Source organism: Vibrio furnissii CIP 102972 (assembly GCF_000176175.1).
Classification (GTDB): Bacteria; Pseudomonadota; Gammaproteobacteria; order Enterobacterales; family Vibrionaceae; genus Vibrio; species Vibrio furnissii.
In genome coordinates this window covers 797,780-820,991 of record NZ_ACZP01000013.1, presented here as the reverse complement: position 1 = coordinate 820,991, position 23,212 = coordinate 797,780, and the positions used below count along the sequence as shown (strand labels likewise).

At 50.3% G+C, this 23,212-nt stretch carries 25 protein-coding genes; 13 read left to right on the top strand and 12 right to left on the bottom strand.

Going from position 1 to position 23,212, the window contains the following annotated elements; all coding sequences use genetic code 11:
- Positions 1–8: 8 nt before the first annotated feature.
- From VFA_RS07730 to VFA_RS07710, 5 genes are all read left to right on the top strand, one after another.
- Positions 9–1,241: a glycoside hydrolase family 53 protein gene (locus VFA_RS07730; protein ID WP_004726159.1), complete on the top strand. Its 1,233-nt coding sequence runs from the start codon at positions 9–11 to the stop codon at positions 1,239–1,241.
- Positions 1,241–3,307, top strand: a complete 2,067-nt coding sequence (locus VFA_RS07725) for a beta-galactosidase (RefSeq protein ID WP_004726158.1) — start codon at positions 1,241–1,243, stop codon at positions 3,305–3,307. The genes VFA_RS07730 and VFA_RS07725 overlap by 1 nt, the downstream gene beginning before the upstream one ends.
- Positions 3,308–3,443: 136 nt before the next feature.
- Positions 3,444–4,709, top strand: coding sequence for a maltoporin (locus VFA_RS07720; RefSeq protein ID WP_004726157.1), 1,266 nt, complete (start codon positions 3,444–3,446; stop codon positions 4,707–4,709).
- A 231-nt stretch (positions 4,710–4,940) separates the two neighbouring features.
- On the top strand, positions 4,941–5,171 hold the full coding sequence (locus VFA_RS07715; protein ID WP_038151227.1) for a hypothetical protein: 231 nt from the start codon (positions 4,941–4,943) through the stop codon (positions 5,169–5,171).
- Between the two features lie 83 nt (positions 5,172–5,254).
- A complete protein-coding gene (locus VFA_RS07710) occupies positions 5,255–5,869 on the top strand; it encodes a sugar O-acetyltransferase (protein WP_004726155.1) in 615 nt (204 codons plus the stop codon).
- A 109-nt stretch (positions 5,870–5,978) separates the two neighbouring features.
- Here the strand turns inward: VFA_RS07710 and VFA_RS07705 are convergent, their stop codons facing one another.
- The 4 genes from VFA_RS07705 to VFA_RS07690 all read right to left on the bottom strand — a co-directional run bounded on the left by VFA_RS07705 (position 5,979) and on the right by VFA_RS07690 (position 8,925).
- Positions 5,979–6,554 (bottom strand): nucleoside triphosphate pyrophosphohydrolase family protein, encoded by a 576-nt coding sequence (locus VFA_RS07705; protein ID WP_004726154.1) that lies wholly within the window; start codon positions 6,552–6,554, stop codon positions 5,979–5,981.
- 83 nt (positions 6,555–6,637) lie between these two features.
- The gene (locus tag VFA_RS07700) at positions 6,638–6,988 is read right to left on the bottom strand and encodes a DUF2750 domain-containing protein (protein WP_004726153.1); all 351 of its coding nucleotides are present in this window, start codon (positions 6,986–6,988) and stop codon (positions 6,638–6,640) included.
- A 106-nt stretch (positions 6,989–7,094) separates the two neighbouring features.
- Positions 7,095–7,658: a DUF1415 domain-containing protein gene (locus VFA_RS07695; RefSeq protein WP_004726152.1), complete on the bottom strand. Its 564-nt coding sequence runs from the start codon at positions 7,656–7,658 to the stop codon at positions 7,095–7,097.
- Positions 7,659–7,704: 46 nt separating this feature from the next.
- Positions 7,705–8,925, bottom strand: a complete 1,221-nt coding sequence (locus VFA_RS07690) for an MFS transporter (RefSeq protein ID WP_004726151.1) — start codon at positions 8,923–8,925, stop codon at positions 7,705–7,707.
- Between the two features lie 151 nt (positions 8,926–9,076).
- Here VFA_RS07690 and VFA_RS07685 point away from each other — a divergent pair, with 151 nt between their 5' ends.
- Entirely contained in the window at positions 9,077–9,946 is an 870-nt protein-coding gene (locus VFA_RS07685) for a LysR family transcriptional regulator (protein WP_004726150.1), read from the top strand.
- 2 nt (positions 9,947–9,948) lie between these two features.
- Here the strand turns inward: VFA_RS07685 and VFA_RS07680 are convergent, their stop codons facing one another.
- Positions 9,949–10,179 (bottom strand): glutaredoxin family protein, encoded by a 231-nt coding sequence (locus VFA_RS07680; RefSeq protein ID WP_038151225.1) that lies wholly within the window; start codon positions 10,177–10,179, stop codon positions 9,949–9,951.
- Between the two features lie 137 nt (positions 10,180–10,316).
- On the opposite strand from VFA_RS07680, the gene VFA_RS07675 reads away from it, so the two are divergent.
- From VFA_RS07675 to VFA_RS07665, 3 genes are read left to right on the top strand one after another with little or no spacing between them, the layout of a single operon-like run.
- On the top strand, positions 10,317–10,820 hold the full coding sequence (locus VFA_RS07675; protein WP_004726148.1) for a M48 metallopeptidase family protein: 504 nt from the start codon (positions 10,317–10,319) through the stop codon (positions 10,818–10,820).
- A gap of 4 nt (positions 10,821–10,824) precedes the next feature.
- A complete protein-coding gene (gene rlmF, locus VFA_RS07670; protein ID WP_004726146.1) occupies positions 10,825–11,922 on the top strand; it encodes a 23S rRNA (adenine(1618)-N(6))-methyltransferase RlmF in 1,098 nt (365 codons plus the stop codon).
- Between the two features lie 35 nt (positions 11,923–11,957).
- On the top strand, positions 11,958–12,188 hold the full coding sequence (locus VFA_RS07665) for a hypothetical protein (RefSeq protein ID WP_004726145.1): 231 nt from the start codon (positions 11,958–11,960) through the stop codon (positions 12,186–12,188).
- Here VFA_RS07665 and pilW read toward each other — a convergent pair whose 3' ends face one another.
- Both pilW and metA read right to left on the bottom strand, forming a co-directional pair.
- Positions 12,189–12,908: a type IV pilus biogenesis/stability protein PilW gene (gene pilW, locus VFA_RS07660; protein ID WP_004726144.1), complete on the bottom strand. Its 720-nt coding sequence runs from the start codon at positions 12,906–12,908 to the stop codon at positions 12,189–12,191. It abuts the gene before it with no gap.
- Between the two features lie 184 nt (positions 12,909–13,092).
- Positions 13,093–14,034: a homoserine O-acetyltransferase MetA gene (metA, locus tag VFA_RS07655; protein ID WP_004726143.1), complete on the bottom strand. Its 942-nt coding sequence runs from the start codon at positions 14,032–14,034 to the stop codon at positions 13,093–13,095.
- Positions 14,035–14,175: 141 nt separating this feature from the next.
- On the opposite strand from metA, the gene VFA_RS07650 reads away from it, so the two are divergent.
- Positions 14,176–14,550 carry an ATP-binding protein gene (locus tag VFA_RS07650; protein ID WP_004726142.1) on the top strand — a complete coding sequence of 125 codons (375 nt, stop codon included), beginning with the start codon at positions 14,176–14,178 and terminating at the stop codon, positions 14,548–14,550.
- Positions 14,551–14,555: 5 nt separating this feature from the next.
- On the opposite strand, the gene VFA_RS07645 is transcribed toward VFA_RS07650, so the two are convergent.
- The 5 genes from VFA_RS07645 to VFA_RS07625 form a co-directional block, all read right to left on the bottom strand.
- A complete protein-coding gene (locus VFA_RS07645) occupies positions 14,556–15,704 on the bottom strand; it encodes an ABC transporter permease (protein WP_004726141.1) in 1,149 nt (382 codons plus the stop codon).
- Entirely contained in the window at positions 15,691–16,854 is a 1,164-nt protein-coding gene (locus VFA_RS07640; RefSeq protein WP_004726140.1) for an ABC transporter permease, read from the bottom strand. The genes VFA_RS07645 and VFA_RS07640 overlap by 14 nt, the downstream gene beginning before the upstream one ends.
- A 3-nt stretch (positions 16,855–16,857) precedes the next feature.
- The gene (locus tag VFA_RS07635) at positions 16,858–17,832 is read right to left on the bottom strand and encodes an HlyD family secretion protein (protein ID WP_004726139.1); all 975 of its coding nucleotides are present in this window, start codon (positions 17,830–17,832) and stop codon (positions 16,858–16,860) included.
- The gene (locus tag VFA_RS07630) at positions 17,829–19,268 is read right to left on the bottom strand and encodes a TolC family protein (RefSeq protein WP_038151222.1); all 1,440 of its coding nucleotides are present in this window, start codon (positions 19,266–19,268) and stop codon (positions 17,829–17,831) included. The genes VFA_RS07635 and VFA_RS07630 overlap by 4 nt, the downstream gene beginning before the upstream one ends.
- A gap of 151 nt (positions 19,269–19,419) precedes the next feature.
- The gene (locus tag VFA_RS07625) at positions 19,420–19,653 is read right to left on the bottom strand and encodes a hypothetical protein (RefSeq protein WP_038151221.1); all 234 of its coding nucleotides are present in this window, start codon (positions 19,651–19,653) and stop codon (positions 19,420–19,422) included.
- Between the two features lie 367 nt (positions 19,654–20,020).
- Here VFA_RS07625 and VFA_RS07620 point away from each other — a divergent pair, with 367 nt between their 5' ends.
- The 3 genes from VFA_RS07620 (at position 20,021) to VFA_RS07610 (ending at position 23,190) form a co-directional block, all read left to right on the top strand.
- Complete coding sequence (locus VFA_RS07620; RefSeq protein ID WP_004726137.1) at positions 20,021–21,643, top strand: ATP-binding protein; 1,623 nt, start codon at positions 20,021–20,023, stop codon at positions 21,641–21,643.
- Positions 21,640–22,323, top strand: a complete 684-nt coding sequence (locus VFA_RS07615) for a response regulator (RefSeq protein WP_004726136.1) — start codon at positions 21,640–21,642, stop codon at positions 22,321–22,323. The genes VFA_RS07620 and VFA_RS07615 overlap by 4 nt, the downstream gene beginning before the upstream one ends.
- A 159-nt stretch (positions 22,324–22,482) precedes the next feature.
- The gene (locus tag VFA_RS07610) at positions 22,483–23,190 is read left to right on the top strand and encodes a substrate-binding periplasmic protein (RefSeq protein WP_231623464.1); all 708 of its coding nucleotides are present in this window, start codon (positions 22,483–22,485) and stop codon (positions 23,188–23,190) included.
- The last annotated feature ends 22 nt before the right edge of the window (positions 23,191–23,212 follow it).

The following is a 23,212-nucleotide window of genomic DNA, read 5'->3' as shown; positions in this document are numbered from 1 at the left end:
GGAACACGATGACTATCAAATTTAAGGTTGCACTGATCAGTGCGGCAGTGGCGCTTGCTGGCTGTCAAACCGCCAATCAATCCATGACGACGACGCCAAATAGCTCGTCAACGCAATCGACTGTGGAGATGACTGCACCTGAATTACGCGCCGACTTTATTCGCGGTATGGATATTTCCATGTTGCCTGAAATTGAAAAGTTGGGCGGTAAATATTATCAAAATGGCACGCAAGAAGATTTGGTTCAAATTCTAAAAGACAACGGCGTGAATTCGATTCGTGCACGCGTGTGGGTTGATCCTGCTTCAGTTGATGGCCAAGTTTACGGCGGCGGTAATAATACGCTTGAGCGTTCGATTGAGCTGGGCAAACGCGCTCAGGAAAATGGCATGACGTTCTTGCTCGACATTCATTACAGCGATTTTTGGGCCGATCCGAAGAAACAGCAAAAGCCCAAAGCGTGGGAAAACCTCAGTTTTGATGCGCTGAACCAAAAAGTATATGACTACACGGCCGCTGTCATGCAAGCGCATCTCAAAGCGGGAGTCGTGCCAGACATGGTGCAGGTGGGCAATGAGCTCAATGGCGGCATGTTGTGGCCCGATGGTAAAAGTTGGGGCCAAGATGGGAAAGAGTTCGATCGTCTCGCGGTATTGCTCAAGTCTGGCATTCAAGCCGTGCATGACAACGCCGGCGGTAAAGATATTCAGATCATGCTGCATTTAGCAGAAGCGGGCGACAACGGTTTATTCCGCTGGTGGTTTGATGAAATCACCAAACGCGACGTGGCATTTGATGTGATTGGCATGTCGTACTACCCATGGTGGCACGGGCCGATCGCCAAAGTGAAAGCCAACATGAACGATGTCATCAATCGTTATCACAAACCGATTGTGTTGGTTGAAACCTCGTTTCCGTTCACCAGCAAAAATGGCGACGCATTGCCAAATGGTTACTCAGAATCCGGGCCAATTGAAGGCTACGAGGTTAGCGTGAACGGTCAGGCGCATTACCTTTCAGACATCATGACATTGATGAATGCTCTGCCTGATCAAAAAGGTTTGGGAATCTACTACTGGGAGCCCGCTTGGTTACCGATTGATGGCGCCACATGGTCGACTGAAGCGGGGATGGACTACAGCGGCGATAAATGGGACATGGGGAACTCATGGGAAAACCAGGCGCTGTTTGATTTTGAAGGTAACGCTTTACCGTCACTGAAAGTATTTAAAGGCAAATAATGACTAATAAAAATTTTGTGATTCCCAAGATAAAAGGGCTGCTGCATGGTGCAGATTACAACCCTGAACAATGGTTAGATCGACCTGACATTCTGGCCAAAGACATCGAATTGATGAAGCAAACCCGCTGCAATGTTATGTCGGTCGGTATTTTCAGTTGGTCTGCACTGGAACCGACGGAGGGAGAGTTCCAGTTTGAATGGTTGGATAACGTCCTTGACCGCTTGGCAGAGAATGACATCTCGGTCTTTCTGGCCACCCCAAGTGGCGCTCGTCCCGCCTGGTTGTCGCAACGTTATCCAGACGTGCTACGCGTGAACAGTCAGCGAGTGAAGCAGTTGCATGGTGAACGTCATAACCACTGTTACAGCTCGCCGAACTATCGCAATAAAGTGGCGATCATCAACACCAAGCTGGCGGAACGTTACAGTCATCATCCGGCGGTGATTGGTTGGCACGTCTCAAACGAGTACGGAGGAGATTGCCATTGTCACTATTGCCAAGACGCATTCCGTGTATGGCTCAAAGCCAAATATCAATCGCTGGACAAGTTGAACAAGCAGTGGTGGAGCACATTTTGGAGCCACAACTATTCAAGTTGGGAGCAGATTGAGTCGCCATCACCGATTGGTGAAAACTCGGTGCATGGTTTGAAGCTCGATTGGAAGCGTTTCTGTACCGATCGCGTGTCGAACTTCTGCCAACATGAAATTGCGCCATTAAAAGCTGTGAATCCGGCGTTGCCGACCACTGCCAACTTCATGGAATACTTCTATGACTACAACTACTGGGAGCTCGCCAAAGCGATTGATGTGATCTCTTGGGACAGCTATCCGCTGTGGCATCGCGACCACGATGAGGTGGCGCTGGCGTGTTATACCGCGATGTACCACGACTTGATGCGCACCTTGAAGCAGCAGCCATTTCTGTTAATGGAATCGACACCCAGTCAAACCAACTGGCAGCCGATCACCAAGCTCAAACGGAATGGCATGCACCTGTTGTCATCGCTGCAAGCGGTCGCGCATGGTTCTGATTCAGTGCAGTACTTTCAATGGCGAAAGAGCCGGGGTTCAGTCGAAAAATTCCATGGTGCGGTCATCGACCATGTGGGGCATGCCGACACCCGTACTGGCAAAGAAGTGACGGCAGTCGGTGAGTACCTGATGCGCATCAATGACGTTGCAGGCACAGGGACGAAAGCGGACGTTGCCATCATTTTTGATTGGGAAAACCGCTGGGCGCTGGATGATGCTTCCGGCCCGCGTAATCAGGGCATGCATTATGAACAAACCGTATGCGATCACTATCGCGGGTTCTGGGAACAAGGCATCAACTGCGACATCATTGAGCAACTGAGTGATTTCTCGCCCTATCAAGTGGTGGTGGCGCCAATGCTGTATCTCGTAAAACCGGGGGTGGCGGAACGTCTAGAAGCGTTTGTTGAACAAGGTGGTACCTTGGTCGCAACTTACTGGAGTGGCATTGTAGATGAAAACGATCTCTGCTTCTTAGGTGGTTTCCCGGGCGGTGAACACAGTCCACTGCGTCGTACGCTGGGTATCTGGGCGGAAGAGATTGATTCACTTTACGATGAAGAGCGAGTCGCTTTTGCGGCGTCTTCCACACCCCAGTTCCAATTGGATGGCGAGTTTACGGCCAAGCATTTGATGGAGCATATCCATGCAGAAACGGCGGACGTTTTAGCGCATTTCACATCGGATATGTTTACTGGCAAACCAATGCTGACGCGAAACACGCACGGGAAAGGCTGCGCCTATTATATTGCTGCGCGAACGGAGGTTGAATTTAACCGCGCGTTTTATCGAGCTTTGGTGGCGCAGCATCATATTCAAGCGCCATTGGACGTCATTCCGTATGGTGTTTCGGTGACAACAAGAGAGGATGATGATTATCAATATCTATTTATGATGAATTTATTATCGGATCAACGGGTCATTCAATCACCAAAAGGACAATGGGTGAATATGAATAATGGTGAAACGATAGGTCATGAAATTATTTTGAGTGAATATCAGGTCGCTGTTATTAAAAATAAAAAGTAAATAATAAATTTTAAATTCATGAAGTGATTTAAAAGGCAATGAGACAAATTTTTGTCTCACGGGTAAGTCATGCCTGAATCCCGTACTCAGGCATATTTACCCAAACCAATAACTCGAAAAACAAAAGGGAAATAAAATGAAAAAGACAACATTGGCAGTCGCAATTTTAGGCTCCTTACTGGCTACTCAAGTTTCTGCTGTTGATTTTCACGGATATGTCCGAGCAGGTCTGGGTGCAAGTGCCGATGGCGGTGGCACTGAAGGTGGCGATGAGTTTAACAAAACAAAACTAGGTCGCCTGGGTAACGAGTACGATACCTATTCTGAAATTGGACTTGGACAAGAGTTATTCAACGCGGAAGGTCGTTCGATGTACTTTGAAAGTATGTTTGAAATGTCGTCCGATGGAAATCTGGAATCTGAAACATCGAAAGATGACAGCGCCAATTTCGCCATCAAACAGCTGAATATTCAGGCGAAAGGTTATATTCCAGCCTCGCCAGATGCTGTGATTTGGGCGGGTAAACGTTTTTACCAACGTCACGATCTGCACATCATTGACACCAAATACTGGAATATTTCAGGTTACGGTGTGGGGATTGAGAATATTAAACTCAGCACTGGCGCCATTTCAGCCGCGGTCGTGCGCGCTGACAATGAGCTCTCGACTTGGGACAGCAGCGGCAATGAAACCAGCTACGGCGATCTGAACACCTACTTCCTTGATTTACGCTATGCCGGGTTTAGCCCATGGGAAGGCGCGTGGACGGAGTTTGGTCTGGATTACGCAGTGGTCAACCCAAGCGATGATCAAGAGTCGCTGACGGACGACTTCAAGAATGGCCTGATGTTAACCGCAGAACTAAGCCAAAGCTTCTCCTTGGGTTGGAACAAGGTTGTGTTGCAATACATGGACAAAGGCTTAGCGCAGAACGCCATTTCTCAAGGGGGTGGTTGGTATGATATTTGGAGTGGCGATGTGAGCGATGCGAAAGGCTTCCGCTTTATCAATACGGGTGAAGTGAAAATCACCGACAACTTCATGATCAACCATGTGCTGACGTACGGCCATGCACAAGATCACGGTGATTGGCTGGACAAAGAAGACCTGTTCTCATTTGTTGCCCGTCCGACCTACAACTGGTCGCCTTACAACAAAACCATGGTCGAAGTTGGCTATTTTGATCAGAAGAAAACTTGGGATTCAGGCTCAGAAGAGAAATCTGGTGGGACCAAATTTACCATCGCGCATGCCATCTCTGCGGGTGAGTCCTTCTTTGCTCGACCAGAAATTCGCTTCTTTGCCAGCTACTTCAAAGACAATGAAAACGACAATACGTTTAACAGCGGCAAGAGTGACGACACGATCAACTACGGTGTTCAAATCGAAGCTTGGTGGTAACGCCGCATAGCAATACACGGGTTGGAATGAACGTTCCAACCTGTGGGTTGTTCTATTCATTACATGATTATTTGCTCCTAAAATGAGTCTGGTTTATCGGGGGATAACAACTATGACGACGTTGACATTTTAGGGGCTTTTTTATTGGGTCGGTCACATGAAGTCTATTTCTTTGAAACGCGTGAAAGTAGTGATGCATGTCGAAACGTTACAAAGCAAGTGGTTGTGCAAATGCAAAAGATGCAGGACGCTGTGGAGCGAATTATTTCGATCAACACGATGATTTCATCGTCCTCGCAGCAACAAGGCATCTTGATGCGCGAGTTGAATGGGCATGTCTCGCAGACCAATCGGTTAAGTGATGATATTTCTCAATGTGCGGCGGCGATTTCGGCAATCAATCAGCGCATCGATCAGGCGTCGGCCCAATTGACGGACCGACTGCAGGCGTTCAAAGTTTAGGGGCAAATCGTCTGGTGGTGGCATGTTCTTCACGCTGAAAATATCGGAGGGCATTGCGACCCATGACGATCATGAGGAGTGTTATGAATATTAAACACAAAATGCACAGCCAACAGGTTTACTACTGCAACGATGAAGGATTGGCGCAGGAACAACAGCGATGTTTGGATGTGTTGTATGATTTTAATCACACGCGGCCAACGCAGCAGGCGCTAAGGCAAACGATCTTGCGCCGTTTTTTTGCCGAAATGGGTGAGGATTGCTACATCGAACCACCGCTGCATGCTAATTGGGGGCGGCATACTCACTTGGGCCATCATGTGTATGCCAACTTCAATCTGACGTTAGTCGACGATACTGATATCTACATTGGTGATTATGTGATGTTTGGTCCTAACGTGACGTTGGCGACCGCAGGACATCCCGTTGCGCCAGAGTATCGAGAGAAGGTCGCACAATTTAATATTCCCATTCACATTGGTCGCAATGTTTGGATTGGTGCAAACTCGGTGGTTTTGCCTGGCGTGACGATTGGGGAGAACTCGGTCATTGGCGCGGGTAGTGTGGTGACCAAAGACATTCCAAGCAATGTCGTGGCGGTCGGAAACCCATGCCGCGTGGTGAGAGAGATTAACGAGCGCGACCGAGAGTTCTATTACAAAGACCGTCGTTTCGAAACGCAGGTCGTTGCTTCTTGACGTGATACATCCAAACCATCTTGACGTGACACACCCGAACCATCGCCCACAAAAAAGCCAGAGTCTGCTCTGGCTTTTTGGCGTCTTGATATTTTTTATTGTGCGGCGCTTATTGCGTCAGTTTCGCCAGGTCTGCTGGGCGGTAGTAAACTGATTTCAGCACTTTGCCCTGACGGATGGTTTTGCCTTCAGAGACAAAATCCTGCGCACATTTTGCGATGATGTAATCGCCTTTTTGTACCGCCATCAACTGAATGCCTTGCTTGGCGTAGAACGCTTCGGTTTCCGCGTATTCTTGCTCGTTGCGGCACACTTTACTCATGTTTGAGCTGTGTACTTCATCCCAGCAAGGAAGGAAATCAATGCCGCGGTTGACAGCCACGTTCAGCAGCAGATCAATCAGGTAGCTGATCGCGAGGTTGTCGCTGACATTTGTGTCGCCGAGGTGTACCAAACGGCCCATTAACACGTAAACGCTATCGACGATCGCATCGGCTTGTTCAGTTTTGTTGTCTGCTTCGGCAAGTTCGGTCAACTCTTCAATGGCCAGCGACGTGTGCAGGGTATCGGCTTTACCATCCAAGCTCGCAGGCGCGGCTACTGGTAGGTCAAACGTACTACGAAACTCAGTGATGTCGCGGTAAAGGTGATCGTAAATGTCTTGCGTCAGCTTAGATAAATGCATGCTTTCAGTCCGATGGCTAAAAATAGGAGATGATTCGTTAGAAAATAAAGAAGGCGCTGTTGCGAGCGCCTTATTGGGTACGATTACAGATACAGCTTGGCGAGTTCTGATGGTTCAAGTTCTTTCCCATCGAGATTCGCGTTCCAGTTGATGCCAACCAGCACGCCGTCTTCGTCCAGCGTGATCAGCCAATCTTCAACGAAGATATCCAGCGGGATTTCCAGTACTTCGAAATCGGCCCACTCTTCGACGTTATGAAATTGCGCGTCTTCTTTCGATGACCAAAATGGCATCACTTCGCTCTCTTCAAATTCCGTCGATTCACAAGACAACCAGCCTTCTTCATTACGCAGGCCCCAAACAAGGTTGTTTTCTTGGGACTCTTTGATGAACAATTCAAGGTTAGCTTGAATATCTGTCGTTAATTTGCTCATTTTATTCTCTCACTAAGAATGATGGCGTAAGGGTAGCATTTTCAACGGTTAAATCCCATTAAGATTTAGGCCATCCGCGACTTTTCTCCCCGTGTGCTGCTGTCATTTATTTGCGAAACAGGTACGGGAACAGCGCCTGACGTTCTGCGTCGCTGAGGCTCGAGACACGCTGGATATTTGTGTCAGGAATCGCTTCCGGATTCGGGTAATGCTTGAGCACTTTTTCCATGCTCTCTTCGCGGATCAAATGGAAGATCGGATACGGCGCGCGATTGGTGAGGTTTTCAGCATCGTCCGGCTCTGTTCCGGCAAAGTAGTAATTGGGGTGGAATGTCGCAACTTGGAATACGCCCTCCCAATCTTGCTGGCGAATGAGCGCTTCCACCCAATCAATGAAGAAGTTGTAGTCGGTGAAATCGTGCAGCATATCTGGCACAACAACGAGTGTGGTTTCCAGTTCTTGCGGTGCTTTGGTATCGAGTTCCAGCAACTGATCCAGAATGTCTTGCAGCAGTTCTTCTTCGCGAGTGGCGTTGCTGACATAAATTTTAATCTGCTGATTGCGCTGAGGTTTGGCCGCAAAAGGGCACAGGTTCAGGCCGATCACCACGTCGTCTAACCATTGATTAACGCTGGCGGCGATGGCCTGATTGTTGGTCGTTGAGCTCATATTCTTGTCGTCGTTGTTGTCTATTTCGCGGCAAGAATACCACAACTTAATGAGAAGATTTTAAAACCGTGGTCGTGCTGTTGGCGGCGGTGCTTTTGTGGCGCAGGCTTAATCGCCAGCATAAGGTAAAAAGCACGGCATATACGACGAGGCCGCCCGCGGTGACCATGTGCCAACCGCCATGTTGCCAGCAGTAGAGCAGATAGAAACCGCCCAAGCTGCCGCCCACATAATAGTGCACTAAATAGAGCGCAGTGGCCGTTGCTTTGGCTTCGGTGGCTTTCTGGCTGACCCAGGCATAGGCCAATGTGTGAGTAAAAAAGGCGCCAAAGCTAATCAGCATCAAGCCTAGCATCATGAACGGGATTGATTCGACCAACGCAATCAACATGCCCGCCATACTCAGCACACCGCCGACGACCATGCCAGTGATTGGTGGGTAGCGTTTGGTCCAGTTGGCGGTCAATTTTGAACTCAATGTGCCCGCCAGATAGCACAGGAAAATCAGTGATGCGAGGCCAATCGGCATTGAATAAGGTTCTGCGACCAAGCGAAAGCCCATGACCGAGTAGAGGTTCACAAACAGCGCAAAGTTGGCGCCGCCGATCAACATCGCAAGCCATATGGTGCGGTTGGACAGGTGTTTCACCAGCGCGCGATTGTGATGAAAGAACATGCCGCGTTGCGGTTTAAAGTTGATTTGAGCGGGCAAACACGCCAGCACCACGAGTGCACCAATGAAGGTGAAACCAGCCATGGCGATCACCGCTTGCTGCCACCCCAATGCATCGGTTAGTAACCCACCAAAAATACGGCCGCTGATCCCGCCCAGTGAGTTGGCCGCGATATAGCCGCCAATCGCTTTACTAAAGGCTTGTGGTGACAGCTCTTCCACCATATAGGCTACTGCCACGGATGCAAACGCGGCGAGCGCCACGCCCATGAATGCGCGCGCCAACACCAATACCCAAAATTCGCCGCTGATCAGCATCATCACGCCGATCATCGGCATGGCAAACAGGCCGAGCAGCATCACGCGGCGACGCCCAATGGCTTCAGAGCTGATCGCCCAAGGCACCAAACTGACCGACAAGGCCAATGTGGATGCTGCGAACAGCCAGTTGATCTGTGTTTCCGACACCGCAAAGTGTTTCGCCATGTAAGGCAGCATCGGCTGGAACAAATAGAGGTTGCAGAAAACCAAAAATGACCCGAAGGCGAGGGCAAAGGTCACTTTGCGATATTGGGGGCTGCTTAATTCAATCATGGCGACAACTCAACTCGGCTCATACAACGATGTGACCAAAGTATCAGCAGCGAGTGAATTAATAAAATATATTAAAAATATTGACCTCATATAAATTATATATGGGGAAGTTCACGCCGAGCAGTGGGCTAAACAACGAGGTTGGAGCCTTATGGACACACGTCATCTCAAACATTTTGTTTCGGTTGCACGCAACGAGAGTTTTACTCAGGCAGCGAAAGCGTTGCACATTGCACAGCCGGCGCTGAGTATTTCAATCAAGAAGTTTGAGCAGCAACTGGGCGTAGTGCTGTTTAAGCGCGACGAGCGCAAAGTCACGCTCACTCATGAAGGGATGGTGTTGCTTGAGCACGCCACGCGCATCTTGCAGCAAATTGAAGATGCACAATTGGCGATGGATGAACTCAAAGGCTTGGTCAAAGGCGAAGTGCGGTTGGGTGCGCCGAGCATGATGGGGTCTTACTTCTTTCCACAAATCGTAATGGCATTTAAAAGTCATTTCCCGAACCTCAAGATGACGATCATCGAAGCGGGGTCACAGTCGATTCGTCACATGTTGCTGTCGGGCGAGTTGGATATTGGCGTGATTCTCAACCACGATCTCCCTCCGGATCTGGAAATTGACCCGTTGTTGTCATCGCAAATGGTGGCGGTGGTGGGGAACGAACATGAATTGGCGCAGCGCACGCAGATTCGTTTTGATGAGTTTTTTGAACATGAACTGGTGATGTTCAAGCCGGGGTATTTTCACCGAGAGTTCATCGATAAAGTGTGCAAAGAGCACAAATTCAATGCCAATTTCTCGTTTGAAACCAACTTGCTGCCGATGATCCTCAGCATAGTGAAACATGAATACGCGATCACGGCATTGTTGGAATTGGTGACCGATAACGAACCCGAGGTCACCGCGATTCCGTTTGAACCGCCGGTGTGGCTCGATTTGGCGCTGGCTTGGCGCAAGGATGGCTATTTATCGAATGCCGATCGCACCTTCATCGAGTTCGTCAAACAGTACGTTTAGGATTATTTACTGTTGTAAATGCGGTCGAAATTGGTTGGGTTCCAGCCGATCATCATGCGATCGCCAATCTTCAATACGGGCACACTACGCGCACCCATCGCATCGAGTTCTTTGCGGCCACGTTCCATTTTGGCGTTGCACAGGCGGTATTTCACCCCTTTAGCATCCAGATAGCGCTGGGCATCTTTGCAGTGTGGGCATTTATCTTTAACGTACAAAACAACTCGTTTCATGGGGCGCTCGCGAAGTGTGGAAAGGCGCAGAGTGTAACGGCGAACGGCAGTGGATGCAAATTGGCAGGATGATTCACAGCCGGGTTTCGGTTACACTTTGCGACCTTAAATTTTTGGCCTGTCAAAGTGGTCCTGTTATGCATTCGGTACTGAAATACATTCACGGTTATCCTGCTCACATTCTAGAACCGGTTCAACGCTTGGTCGAGTCTGGCAAGTTGGTGGCTTGGTTTGAGCAGCGTTACCCGCAGCGTCATGACATTCAAAGTGAAAAAGCGCTGTTCAACTACACGATGGATATCAAGAATCAGTACATGAAAAAGACCGCGCCGCTGAGCAAAGTGGTGTACGACGGTAAAATCCATCTCATCAATAATGCGTTGGGATTGCACACTTACGTTTCTCGCGTACACGGCAACAAAATCAAAGCCAAAAACGAAATTCGTATCGCCAGTGCATTCAAAAATGCCCCAGAGCCGTTACTGCGCATGCTGGTGGTTCACGAACTGGCGCATTTACGCGAAAAAGAACACAACAAAGCCTTTTATCAGCTGTGCTGTCACATGGAGCCGAACTATCATCAGTTGGAGCTTGATGCTCGTTTATACATGATGGTGCTTGAACTGAAGGCGGGAAAATAACTCGATGTCGAAATCAACACGTCCGTTTGTGCGCCCATCTGAGCGCCGCGCAAAACCAACCGTGAAACCTCAATCTGGCGGCCAGTCGGTGAATGCGCCGAGCGCGAAGAAAAAAGCGCCCACGCCGCTCAAAGGCAAAGCGGGGTTGCATCCGCGAAATCAACACAAAGGCAATTACGATTTCCCAGCATTGTGTAAAGCTTTGCCAGAGCTAGAACGCCACCTCATTAAGAACCCGAAAGGGGAATGGAGCATTCCATTTTCTGACCCGGTGGCCGTGAAGCTGTTGAACAAAGCGTTACTGGCGCATCATTACGGTGTCACGTTTTGGGATCTTCCGGCCGGTTATCTTTGTCCGCCGATTCCGGGCCGCGCTGACTATATTCATCGTGTGGCTGATTTATTGGCTGAGGAATGTCCGGCGCTTGTACACCATCGCGTCAAAGCGCTAGATATTGGCGTCGGGGCGAACTGCATTTACCCCATTGTTGGCGTGACAGAATACGGCTGGCACTATACCGGCAGTGATGTGGATCCCATTTCGGTCAAGCAAGCCAATCTGATTGCGCAGGGGAACGCGGTGCTCAAAGGGCGCATTGAATGTCGCCTGCAGAAAAACAGCAAAGCGATTTTCAGTGGCGTGATTGGCAAAGATGAACGCTATGACGTGACCACCTGTAACCCGCCGTTCCATGCTTCTTTGGCGGAAGCGCAGCAAGGCACAGAACGCAAAATTCGCAACTTGCGGGACAATCAACGTAAGAAAGGGGTTGCGCAAGAGGTCTCGGCGAAAGCAAGTGCGCACGCGCCAACATTGAACTTTGGCGGTCAGAAAGCTGAGTTGTGGTGTCCTGGCGGCGAAGCGGCGTTTGTGAAAACCATGGCGGTAGAAAGCAAGCTGTTTGCGCAACAGGTTTTGTGGTTCACGACCCTGATTTCGAAAAGCGATAATGTACGCTGGTTGAAAAAACAACTGGAGAAAGTTGGCGTTCAGTCGATAAAAGTAATAGAGATGCAACAAGGACAGAAAGTCAGTCGCTTTGTGGCATGGACGTTTCAAAATGCCGAACAACGCAAGCGGTGGCTGAGCGAAAAATGCTAAACTAATTCACAAGATAACAGCAGAGGAGGTTGGCCATGGACTTTGAAATCTATTCACCATGTCAGCCTGATTGGCTATGTGTACCGTTTCTTTCTGTATTCTCGATTATCTTACTGATCGGTCTTGTGCTGTTTATTCGTATCTTATATCGCGAATATCTGAAGATTCAGCGTTCTAAAAAGGTTCGACGTTTACGTCGAACCCATTACCGCGACCGCAAAGGCGGTAAAGATGGCCGCCCAACCAACATCGGCAAGCGGCGCTGATCATGAGGGAGAAAGTGTCAGAAGAATGTGCTGATACTTTTTCTCCAATGCGGTATTGCCCGCCTGTTTTTCCAGTTCCACCAACAATTCTAATGAGGCTTTTTGATAGCCATAGCGCTGATGAAATGCCATCAATTTAATTCGAGCTTGGGTGAAGTCACCTTGTTCGATCTCCAGTTTTGACAGCTGTAACACGGAGCGAACGCGAGTCGGATCGTGGTCGATGGCGCGTTTAAAATAATAAGCGGCTTTCGATTTGTCGCCGGATTTGAGCGCGCAAAACGCGGCGTTCTCATAGCTGGCAGAAATCAGATAGTAGTAGGGCTGTTCGACAGCGCGGTTGAAGTAGGTGTCGGCTTGTTGATACTCGCCATGCTTGCACAGAAATGTCCCGTAATTATTGAGCACATTCCCGTTCTTCGGATGATCGCGCAGCGCCGCGCGGTATGCTTGGCGAGCGGCATCCGTTTCGTCGACGATTTCAAAGTAGTGGGCCATCGAGAGTTGCGCGCGGTAATAATGAGGGGCGTGTTGCAGCGCTTTTTCGAGGTTTTCCCGCGCTTTGATCATTCGGCCGTTATCTAGATACCCCAGCCCCAGCGCAATGCGTGATTCCGCCATTTCGACCGGATCGCTTTTCACATCGTGGTTGTCTGATTCGGTAATCGTCACGCACCCCGTGAGGCTGATTGCGCCTAGCAACATCCATTGGTATTTCATTCGCACTCTCCTTCGCTTGCGGCACAATGATAAGCACGACAGGCGCTTCGCCCAGTTGCGCGGGGAAACATTGCGAGTCAGTTGGCAAACATACGGCTCAAGGTGTGCAGATTGCGAGCGAGATAAAACCGCCCAACCGCGCATAAAAAAGGCCGCGTGAGCGGCCTGAGCGGGGCAATATTGATTAATCGTCTTTGGTGAAGCGATCTTCGCTGAAATGTTCCAGATCGTACGGCGTTTGTTGGTAAACGCAGTAGTTGAGCCAGTTTGCAAACAGCAAATGCCCGTGGCTGCGCCAACTGGCGCGCGGTGTTTGTGAAGGGTCATCATTTCGGTAGTAATTGACCGGAATCATGGGGTCAAGCCCTTCACCCACATCACGAACGTATTCATTGTGCAGCGTGAGGGAATCGTATTCTGGATGCCCGGTCACGAACACGTTGCGTTTGTCTTTGGTGGATGCCAGATACACCCCCGCTTCGTCTGATGTCGCCAGAATATCCAGATCGGTATGTGTATCCAGAAATCCGGGCTCAAAATCGGCGTAGCGTGAGTGAGGTGCAAGGAATGTATCATCAAACCCGCGTGTCAGCGGATGGAACGGCTGAAGCGTTTCGTGGTGATACACGCCAGACAACTTCTCTTCTCGAGTGCGTTTTGGCAGGTTATACAACAGTTTTAGGCCAGCTTGCGCTGCCCAACACACATACAGTGTGGAGGTGACATGCTCTTTGGCCCATTCCATGATGCGTTGCAAATGATCCCAATACACCACATCCTCAAATTGCACTAAACCTAAAGGCGCGCCAGTAATGATCAGGCCATCGAAGTTACGATGACTAATGATTTCAAATTGGCGATAGAACTCGTTTAGATGCTCTTCTGGAGTGTTTTTGCTTGGGCGATCGTCGATGCGCAGCAATTCAATGTCCACCTGAAGCGGTGAATTGGACAACAGACGCAAGAACTGCGTTTCTGTCTCAATCTTCTTGGGCATCAGATTTAAGATCAGCACTTTCAGCGGACGAATTTCTTGCGTGGATGCCCGAGATTCAGGCATTACGAAGATGTTTTCTTTGCGTAGAACATCAGTTGCAGGCAATTGATCGGGGATCTTAATCGGCACAGCTTTCTCCCTAAGCGTTACATTTGGACGTCTATACTTCTAGACTTATAACCTAACTCCTGGAAGTTGTCGATAGCAAAATGCAGCGAACGCCAAATTAAGTTAGTATAAAAGCTACGATTTTCCTACTCAAAACACACCATGACGCTCACCTTAACCTTGATTCGCGGTTTGCCCGGTTCCGGTAAATCCACACTGGCGAAAACCTTGCCGGGCGTGCATTTGGAAGCGGATATGTTTTTTGTCAATGCGCAGGGGGAATACCATTATCGCCCTGAGTGGATTGGCAAAGCGCATGAATGGTGTCAGCAGGCATGTGAACGCGAGTTGGCGCAAGGAAATAGCGTGGTGGTGGCGAACACGTTCGTTCGTCATTGGGAAATGAGTGCCTATAAAAAACTGGCGCGAACATATCGCGCCAAATTGGTCATTCAAGTCTGTCGGGGGAATTTCCAGAATATTCATGGTGTTGACCCCGCCACCATTGAACGCATGCGTCAGCAATGGCAGGCATAAAGCGCTTAATCGCGATGCGCTAACTCACCTTGACCTGTGCGTTGAAACTGCCACCATGCCAAAACACCCCAACCGATGGTTTGAAGCCATAACAGCGTCCATTGTGGCGCGATCTGCCGCCATTCTGCGCCCATCTGGTTCAATGCCAAAAAGCCCTGAATCCCCGGTGTACTCGGAAATAGCTTCGACATCCAAACCAACGGCGTGGGAATCGCTTCAATCGGCCAGATAAAGCCCGCAGAAAAGACCAGCGGCATCGAGCTGATCAGCACCACCAAGGTCACCAGTTCACGACGTGGCGTGATGGCGCCAAGCCAAATACCGATAAAGCAGGCACTGAGCAAAAAGGGCAGCAGCAGTGTGAGCAGTTGTCCTGCGCTGGCCAGTGTGTTCACGCCGTGAGAGGTGAAACTGGCGCCGAAGTAATACATGCTGAGCAGGTAGTAGCAGGCGACGATGATGCATGTTCGCACCAAAACCAACCGCAGCGGCGACACTCGGCTCCAATAGCCGCGTCCTTGCTTTTGTGTGCCAACCATCAACCCCGACGACATCGCCAGCGTTTGTTGCAGGATCAGCACAAACACCGCAGGCACCACGTAGTCAACGTAACCCATGCGCGCGTTAAACGTCGGTTTGAGGTTTGATTGTGTTGCGGCATAGTGATGCGTGGCTAGCGCCATCGGTTCGCCTTCCATCACCAAGCGAGAGACTTTGGCTTTGGCTGAAACCGTGCCGCCCACCTGCGCCAAACCTTCCACAATGGTGCCGTAAACCAGAAAGTAAGACGCGTCACCGGCGTACGCTAAGGTTGGGCTTTTCCCCAGCAGCAAGTCTTTGTAAAAATGCTCTGGGATCACCAAGATCCCACTTACTTTGCCATCCAGAAACGCCTGTTTGGCGTCTTCAATCGAATGATCGCGCTGAACGACGTGTACTTGCGGTGTCGCATCTACCATGCGTTCTAGTTGGTAGCTGGCCTGACTTTTATCAAGGTTCACCACGCTGATGGTTTGCTCACGTGGCGTCTGGTGACTGTAGGGCAGTGGATAAAGGAACGAATAGAACACCACGCCGCCAATCATGGTCAACATGACGACCGGATTGGTGAAAAGTGCTTTCAGTTCGGCTTTAAACAGTTCAAGCAGGGTCATGGGCACTCCTTACAGCCTGTTCTTTGCGTTGGTGTTTGCGAATTAGCGCCACGGTTAGCAGCAGCGGAAGAATGTATCCCGCCATCGGCCACAAGTGGGCGAGCGATTTCGCCGCGTTTAGCCCATAACTGACTTGGCTCACTTGCACTTCAATGTAGTGGCTGATAGGCAGCAGGCTACGCCACGCTTGCGCCAGTGATCCCATATCCGATGTTGGAAAGGTAATGCCCATAAACGCAAAGCTCGGCGCGGTAAAGGCGCCTGCAAAGCTCATGGCTCGCGCGGGATCCAAAGTGAGGAAGTAGAACGCGGCGCCCATGATCATGCAGGCGATCGCCGTCAGCAGCTGTGCGACCAGCATCACCATCATGCTGCCATGCATTGGCCACTCCAGCACCGTGTAAAACCACACCAGAAATGCGCCGCCTTGCAGCACGAAAATGGGGTAGTAGGGCGCTAGCGTGCGCGTTAAATTGCGCAAGGGGCGGTTACCCAACCATGCGTTGAGTCCGTATTCGCGATAGTTGGCCGTCAGGATCAAAATGGTGCTCACCACCACCACGATCTGCCACAACGCAGGCACAATGGCCGACACCAAAAACTGGGCGTAGTTGGTGTTTTTGTTAAACAGCGCTGTAATTTGCGTGCGCACGGGCACTGAACGCCCCATCGCACTGAGTGTGGTTTGGTCGCCAGAAGCGAGTGTTTTCACCACATCAATTTTTGCGTTGAGTGTGCCTTGAACTTGCACCACGGCGGAGTTGATCAGGCGGCCCACCAGAATGTACTGGCTGTTGTAAAAGGTTGTGACGCGTGGTTGCTCGCCGCGATAAATCGCTTTATCAAACTGATACGGAATGACCACGTAAGCGTAGATGTCACTGGTCACCAAATCATCTTTGGCTTGGGCTACGTTTTGATAGTGGCGGGTGACCGCTAGCGTCGATGTCGCGTCAAGATCACGCACCAACTGGCGAGAAAGCTGACTGTGCGACAAATCCACCACGCCAATCGGCAGGTTCTGCGCGATGCCCGCCGAGAAAATCCACCAGATGGAACCGGCCAGCAGCAGGGGAACCCACGTCAGACAGGCCAGTAACCAATGGTCGTGGCGCAGCAGTTGCCATTGAGAAGGAAGAGCGCGGCGCATCACTTACAACTCAACGACCACGCTCATGCCCATGCGCAGTTTTGCTTCTGGCGCGGTTGGGCGAGCTTCGATTTCAAAGGTACGCAAGTCAAAGCCTTGCGCTGAGTCAGTTGAGCGCCAAGTAGCGAAATCACCCATCACCGCAACGTGCGTCACTTTAAATTCCAGCGATTGATTGAGTGCGGGCAAATAAGCGGTAAATGTTGCGCCTTTTTCAAAATAGCTAAGCAGATCTTCACGCACATTGAGCACCGCCCATGAGTCTTCGCGATCAATCACCGTCACCACCGGGAAGCCTTGCGGAGCCAGTTCACCGCTTTGCATCAGCACCTGCGACACTTCGCCATCAAACCAGCTTTCGATCTTGGTATCGGCGGCGTACGCTTCCACTTCTGCCACGGCACCTGCGGCCATGCGTGCTTTTTCCTGAGCCGCTTGTTTGGTTTCGGCACGCGCACCTTCACGGGCCATTTCATACATTTGGAATGCGGCGCTTTCGGTATATTTCGCAGCTTGCCATTGGGTATTGGCTTCGTCGCGTTTTTGTTCGGCGACCACGCCGTCGTTATACAGATTGTTAACGCGTAGGTAAGTCTTTTCTGCCAGTTCCGCCGCAGCTTTGGCTTTCATCCATTGGTCTTTGGCTGCGCGAATTTGCTGTTCACGCGCGCCGTTTTCTGCTTCTTGTGCCAGCGCGCCCGCGGCTTTCTGACCGGCGATGGCCTGTTCCAACTTGGCTTCAATTTCTGGGCTGTGCAGGGTGAAAATCAGCTGGCCCTTTTTGACGTCATCCCCTTTGCGCACATAGACCTGATCAATTCGACCCGGCACTTTGGAAGAGATGCTGTATTGCTGCGATTCAATTTGGCCTTGCAGGCGCACGGGGGCGGGTTGATAGGCCTGATAAAAGCTGTAACCAATCCAGCCCGCGGCTGCTAAGACAGTGACAGCAAGAAGAGACGATTTTGCCGCTTTCATGAAGGATCCTTTTGCGTGTTGAATTGGTTGTCGGAAGGGTGTGTCACCAGAGGAATAGCGCTCTGAGTGTATTGCGGGAAGGTGGTCATTTCACTGGAAATTGCCAATAGTTTGGTCAGTGAAATCAGATAATTAAACCCTGCCGCGGCTTGCTGCGTGCGAATGCTGGCGAGATACAATTCGGCATCCACCACATCCAAAGAGGTCGACAGCCCTTGGCTGAACGCTTTCTGGCGCAGCATCAGGTTCTCTTGCGCCAGTTTTAAGCTCGAATTCAAGCCTTGTACTTCTTCTAAGGCTTGTTCGGCTTCTTTGTAGGTTTTTTGCACCAACACGCTGAGATCTTGTTTGGCTTGCGCGGTTAAAAATTTCACCTGATTGACGGTGCTGCTGGCGGCTTTGACTTGAGACGAACGACCCGTGTTTTCAATCAGCGGGACGTTGACGCCAACGCCAACCATCCAATCGGGGGCCAATTGGCTGGCAAGCGAGTCGTCTTCATACAGGTTGTAGCTGCCGTATAGGTAGACTTCTGGGTAATATTTGCCTTTCTCCGCTTTGATGAGGCTCGATGCCTGCTTCTCTTTCGCAGCCAGTATGGCTAGCCCCGGATACGTCGCCAAGGTTTGATCGATGAAGGCACTCATGGGCGGCAAGCTCTGATTGATGAACAGGCCGCCGCTCGGTTCGACAACCGACTCTTGACTGAGAATCTGCGTCAGTGCGCTTTGCGCAATATCGAGATCTTTCTGCGCTTTTTTGCGCTCCACCGTCGCCTTATCTAATGAAGCGTCGGCTTGCAAGCGTTCTACGTGGGCGATTTGCCCCTGTTTTTCCAGCTTGATCGCGTTATCACGGTGTTTGGTTAACCCTTGCTCAACCGCGATGCGCGTTTGCACGACCTCCTTTGCCAGTACCACGCTGAAGTAGTATTTGGCGAGATCTTCATAACGGGCTTGGGTTTCCATCGCCAGTTTGCTTTGCGCTTCTTCTTTTTTACCTTCCGCGGCATCTTGCGCAGCGGTGATGCGTCCACCCGTAAAAATAGGCCACATGGCGCGAATGGAGGATGTGAACACATCGCGCTCGGTGATGGTAGAGGTGAGGGAGCCGAGTGACGCAAAGAGTGGGGCATAAGCAGCCAAAGAGGCCGGAATACTCACGCCTCCCGCACTATCGGCGATCTGCTTCAGAGATAAGGTGACGTCTTGATCAAGACGGGTGTAGTTGGCGCCGACCGTGACCGACGGCAGGTTCAGGTTCCACGTCGCGTCTTGCAGGTGTTCGTAGTGTTCAACGTTGGCTCGTTCAGCGGCTAAAGAATTATTGTTTTGCTGCAATATTTCCCAGGCTTGCTGGAAAGAGATGGGCGCAGCAGACACTGACGAGATTCCTAACAGTGAACACATCAGCATACTGATGGTTTTCACTTTCATGCTTAAGCTCAGAATTTGGTTTTTAGAGTTAATGCTCTATATTATCGATTTTCTGCCTGACGTGACAGAATTTTAAAAGCCATCAGCAGTATACAAGAAAGTGCAACGCATGCGAGAGCACGCTGACCCGGTTTACGAAGTCAGCGAACAATTAGATCTGAGAATGAGAGGGGCACAAAAAATCAGCGCGCCAGATAAGTTTTTTGGTGCCTTGCATGGTCACCAAGACATCTTTACCAGACATTTGTGGGAATGCCAGCAGCACACGTAGGTGGTCATCATCTTCCGATTCTAGCTCATAAGCCCGAACATGCGTAAATGTGCCGTGCAAATTCTCGAATAGCATGTCATGCGACAAACATATTCCAAATGCATCTCTTTCCATGGTGAGTTTCCTTCTGACAATGTAGTTGTATTCGTTAAGCCGCAATCACGTTTGAATAGTTATTTAAAAGTCGTGATTGTCATTACAACGCTTCCTTCAGTGCTCACTGCCCATTGAGTATATCGGCTATTCACCCAAACGAACTAAAAATAACCTAAATATGATGTGATCTATGCCATGTTTTAAGGGTGTAAATGGTTTTGTTTTTTTGATGATTTATTGGACGCTTTGAGTTGGTTTTTTAGTCAGTGATTTTTGTTATCGAAATGAATCAGTTGGGGACTATCACAGGGCTCACAGTTCTCAGCTCCGCGTTTCGCGCTGTTGTTAATTCAATGTTAGTTTTGTTGGCAATAAGGAGACTTCGATGACATGGAACAGCATCAGCTTTCGCAAACGAATGCTGATCATAATGACTTTATCCGGGTTGATAGAACTGCTGGTGCTGGTGGCGGCCGGGTTCGTATACATCAAGCACGCACAGGAAGAAGAAATGGGGCTGAAAGCGCTCGGTGTGGCGTCGTTTCTGGCCAGTTCTCCTGCGGTCATCGATTTAATTCAAGCCGGCGATGCGTCCGACGCGCAGCAGGCGCGGTTTCGCGATCTGACCCAACTGATTGGCGCGGCGTTTATTGTGATTGGCGATGAGAAGGGCATTCGCATTGTGCATCCGCTTGAACGTCGAATTGGCAAGCCGATGGTGGGGGGCGACAACGAGCGCGCCTTGATCAACGGTGAAGCGTATGTGTCGTTTGCCCAAGGCTCGCTCGGTAAGTCTGTGCGCGGCAAATCGGCGGTGCTGGATGCGCAGGGCAACATCATCGGCGTGGTGTCCGTCGGCTATTTGTTGGAACGCCTGCAAGATCGTATCGAACCCTATTTAATCTATTTGATTGGCATTACGTTTCTGGTGGTGGCGGCCAACGGCGTGGTTTCCAGCTATGTCTCCCGCCGTTTTCAAAAAGCGATTTTGGGCTTTGAACCGGAAGAGATTGGGCGGTTGTATGTGGAACTCGATGTCACCATGAGCACCATCAAAGAGGGCATTCTGAGCATCGATGACCAAGGTGTGTTGCGGTCGATCAACAAGAGCGCGTGCGAAATTCTCGGCATTGACCGCGATAAAGCGCTCAATCGGCTGCTGACCGATTCGCTGCCGGACAGCGACTTGTACACCGTGTTGGAATCGGGCGACATTGACCACGACATTGAACTCTACCTCAATAAACAGCGTTTGATTGCCAACCGCAGCCCGCTGATTGTTGAAGGTAAAGTGGTCGGCGCGGTGTCGAGTTTCCGCTTGCGTGATGAACTCAATGAGCTGACCGAGCAATTGTCGCAAACCAAAGAGTACGCGGAGATGCTGCGCTCACAAACCCATGAACATCGCAACAAACTCAATACCATCAGCGGCTTAGTGCAGATGGGTGAACTTGAGGCGGTGCAACAGTTGATTGGCCAAGAAACTGAACATTATCAAAGCTTGATCGAGTTTTTGCGCGAAACCGTGAAAGATCCGCTCATCGCAGGCATGTTGCTGGGCAAAACCGAACGCGCGCGCGAGATCGGCTTGGAACTGCGAGTGGATGAAGGGTCGCACCTAGATGTCTTGCCACCGCGAATCAAGGCTGAAGATGTGGTGACGATTTTGGGCAATCTGATTGATAACGCCTTTGATGCCGCGCTGAGCGTGATTCGCAGTGAACAACTGATTCCGCAGGATCGACGTATCATTGATGTATCGGTGAGCGATTATGGGCATGACATTATTTTGGAAGTCGAAGACCAAGGCTGCGGGCTGCCGCATGATGTGGATCCGAACACCTTGCTGCACAAAGGTATCTCCAGCAAAGCCAAACAGAACCGCGGTGTGGGACTCTATTTGGTGAAACAGCTTTCGGATCGCTATCAAGGCCATTTGGACATGGCCAGCAACCAAGAATTTGGAACACGTATGACGGTTTATTTACCGAAGGAAGAATTGCAATGAGTACTCGGGTTTTAATCATTGAAGATGACGTAGCGATTGCTCAGTTACATCACAAGTACCTCAACCAAATGGGTGGGTTTGATGTGGTGGGCATTGCGACTTCGCAAGCGGAAGCCGAGATGCAGCTTGAGGTGCTGAAACCGGATTTGGTGCTGCTGGACGTGTACCTGCCTGATGGCACGGGGCTCGACATTCTTCAATGGGTACGCGGGCGCAACGCCTGTTGCGATGTTATTTTGATCACCGCTGCGCGTGATGTTGAGACGTTGCAGCAAGCCATGCGTGGCGGTGTGGTGGATTACTTGCTCAAACCGGTGATGTTCCCGCGTCTGGAAGCGGCGCTGAAGAAATATCAGGCGCGTCAGGTGGAGCTTGGCCAAGTGGCGGATCTCGACCAAGGCTTGGTGGACAAAATGCTCACCGCGCACGCACAATCCGAAGCAAATTTACAACGTCTGCCGAAAGGCATTGATGCTGTGACGCTGGATAAAATTCGTCATTTGTTTCGTCAACCCGTGTGCTTAACGGCGGATGAAGCGGGGGAACGCATTGGAGCCAGCCGAACCACCGCACGTCGCTATTTGGAGTATTTGATTGGTTCGGGAGAACTTGAAGCCGACGTGCGCTACGGCAGCGTTGGCCGCCCAGAGCGCAGCTACAAAAAAGTGCTACGTCATTAAATTACTGCCATCGAAGCCCGCGCCCCTGCGCTAGACGAACTTTCTATCCCTATCTACAGTTAAATGCAGACGTAGTCTGAACATAGGTAGGGTGTTATGACGATAGGTAACACATTCGGTAAAGCGGCTTTTGTTTGGGTATGCTCGTGTTCCTTTGCCATGGGAGCAACCTTGGATTCTCTGACGTATTACACCGAAGAGTATCCGCCTTTTAATTTCAATCAAAACGGACAGGTCACTGGGATTTCGGTCGACCTGCTCAAGCAGGCTGCGCAAGTGGCCGGGGTTCAACTGCCCAGCGATCACATTGTGTTGCAGCCTTGGGCTCGTTCTTATCGTTCCACCATTTTGCGCCCGGATTCGGTGCTGTTTTCCACCACACGCACTCAGCATCGCGAAGACCTGTTTCATTGGGTCGGGCCAATTGACGACATCAAAGTCACCATCATTGCGCGCAAAGACAGCCAGATCAAAATCGCGGAGCCGCTGGAGATGGCGTCGTATCGGATTGGCGTGATTCGTGACGATGTGGGCGAACAGATGCTGTTGCAGTTTGGTGTGCCGCGTGAATCGATGCAGGAAGCGGGGTATGTCAGCGTGCTGGCCGAGCAATTGCTAAAAAAACGCATCGATCTGATCGCGTATGACGAACGTGCCGCACAGTGGTGGATCAAACAGGCGGGTTATAATGTAAATGAGTTTGAAACGGTTTATGTGTTGAAAGAAGGTTTGTTGTATTATGCGTTTAACAAAAACGTGAATCAAAGCTTGTTGAACGACTTACAAAAAGGTATTGATACAATTAAGAATACCACCGACGAAGATGGTGTGAATCGGTATCAAGCCATCTTAAACAAGTATCGATGACTGGCCTTAAAGATGTGACCAA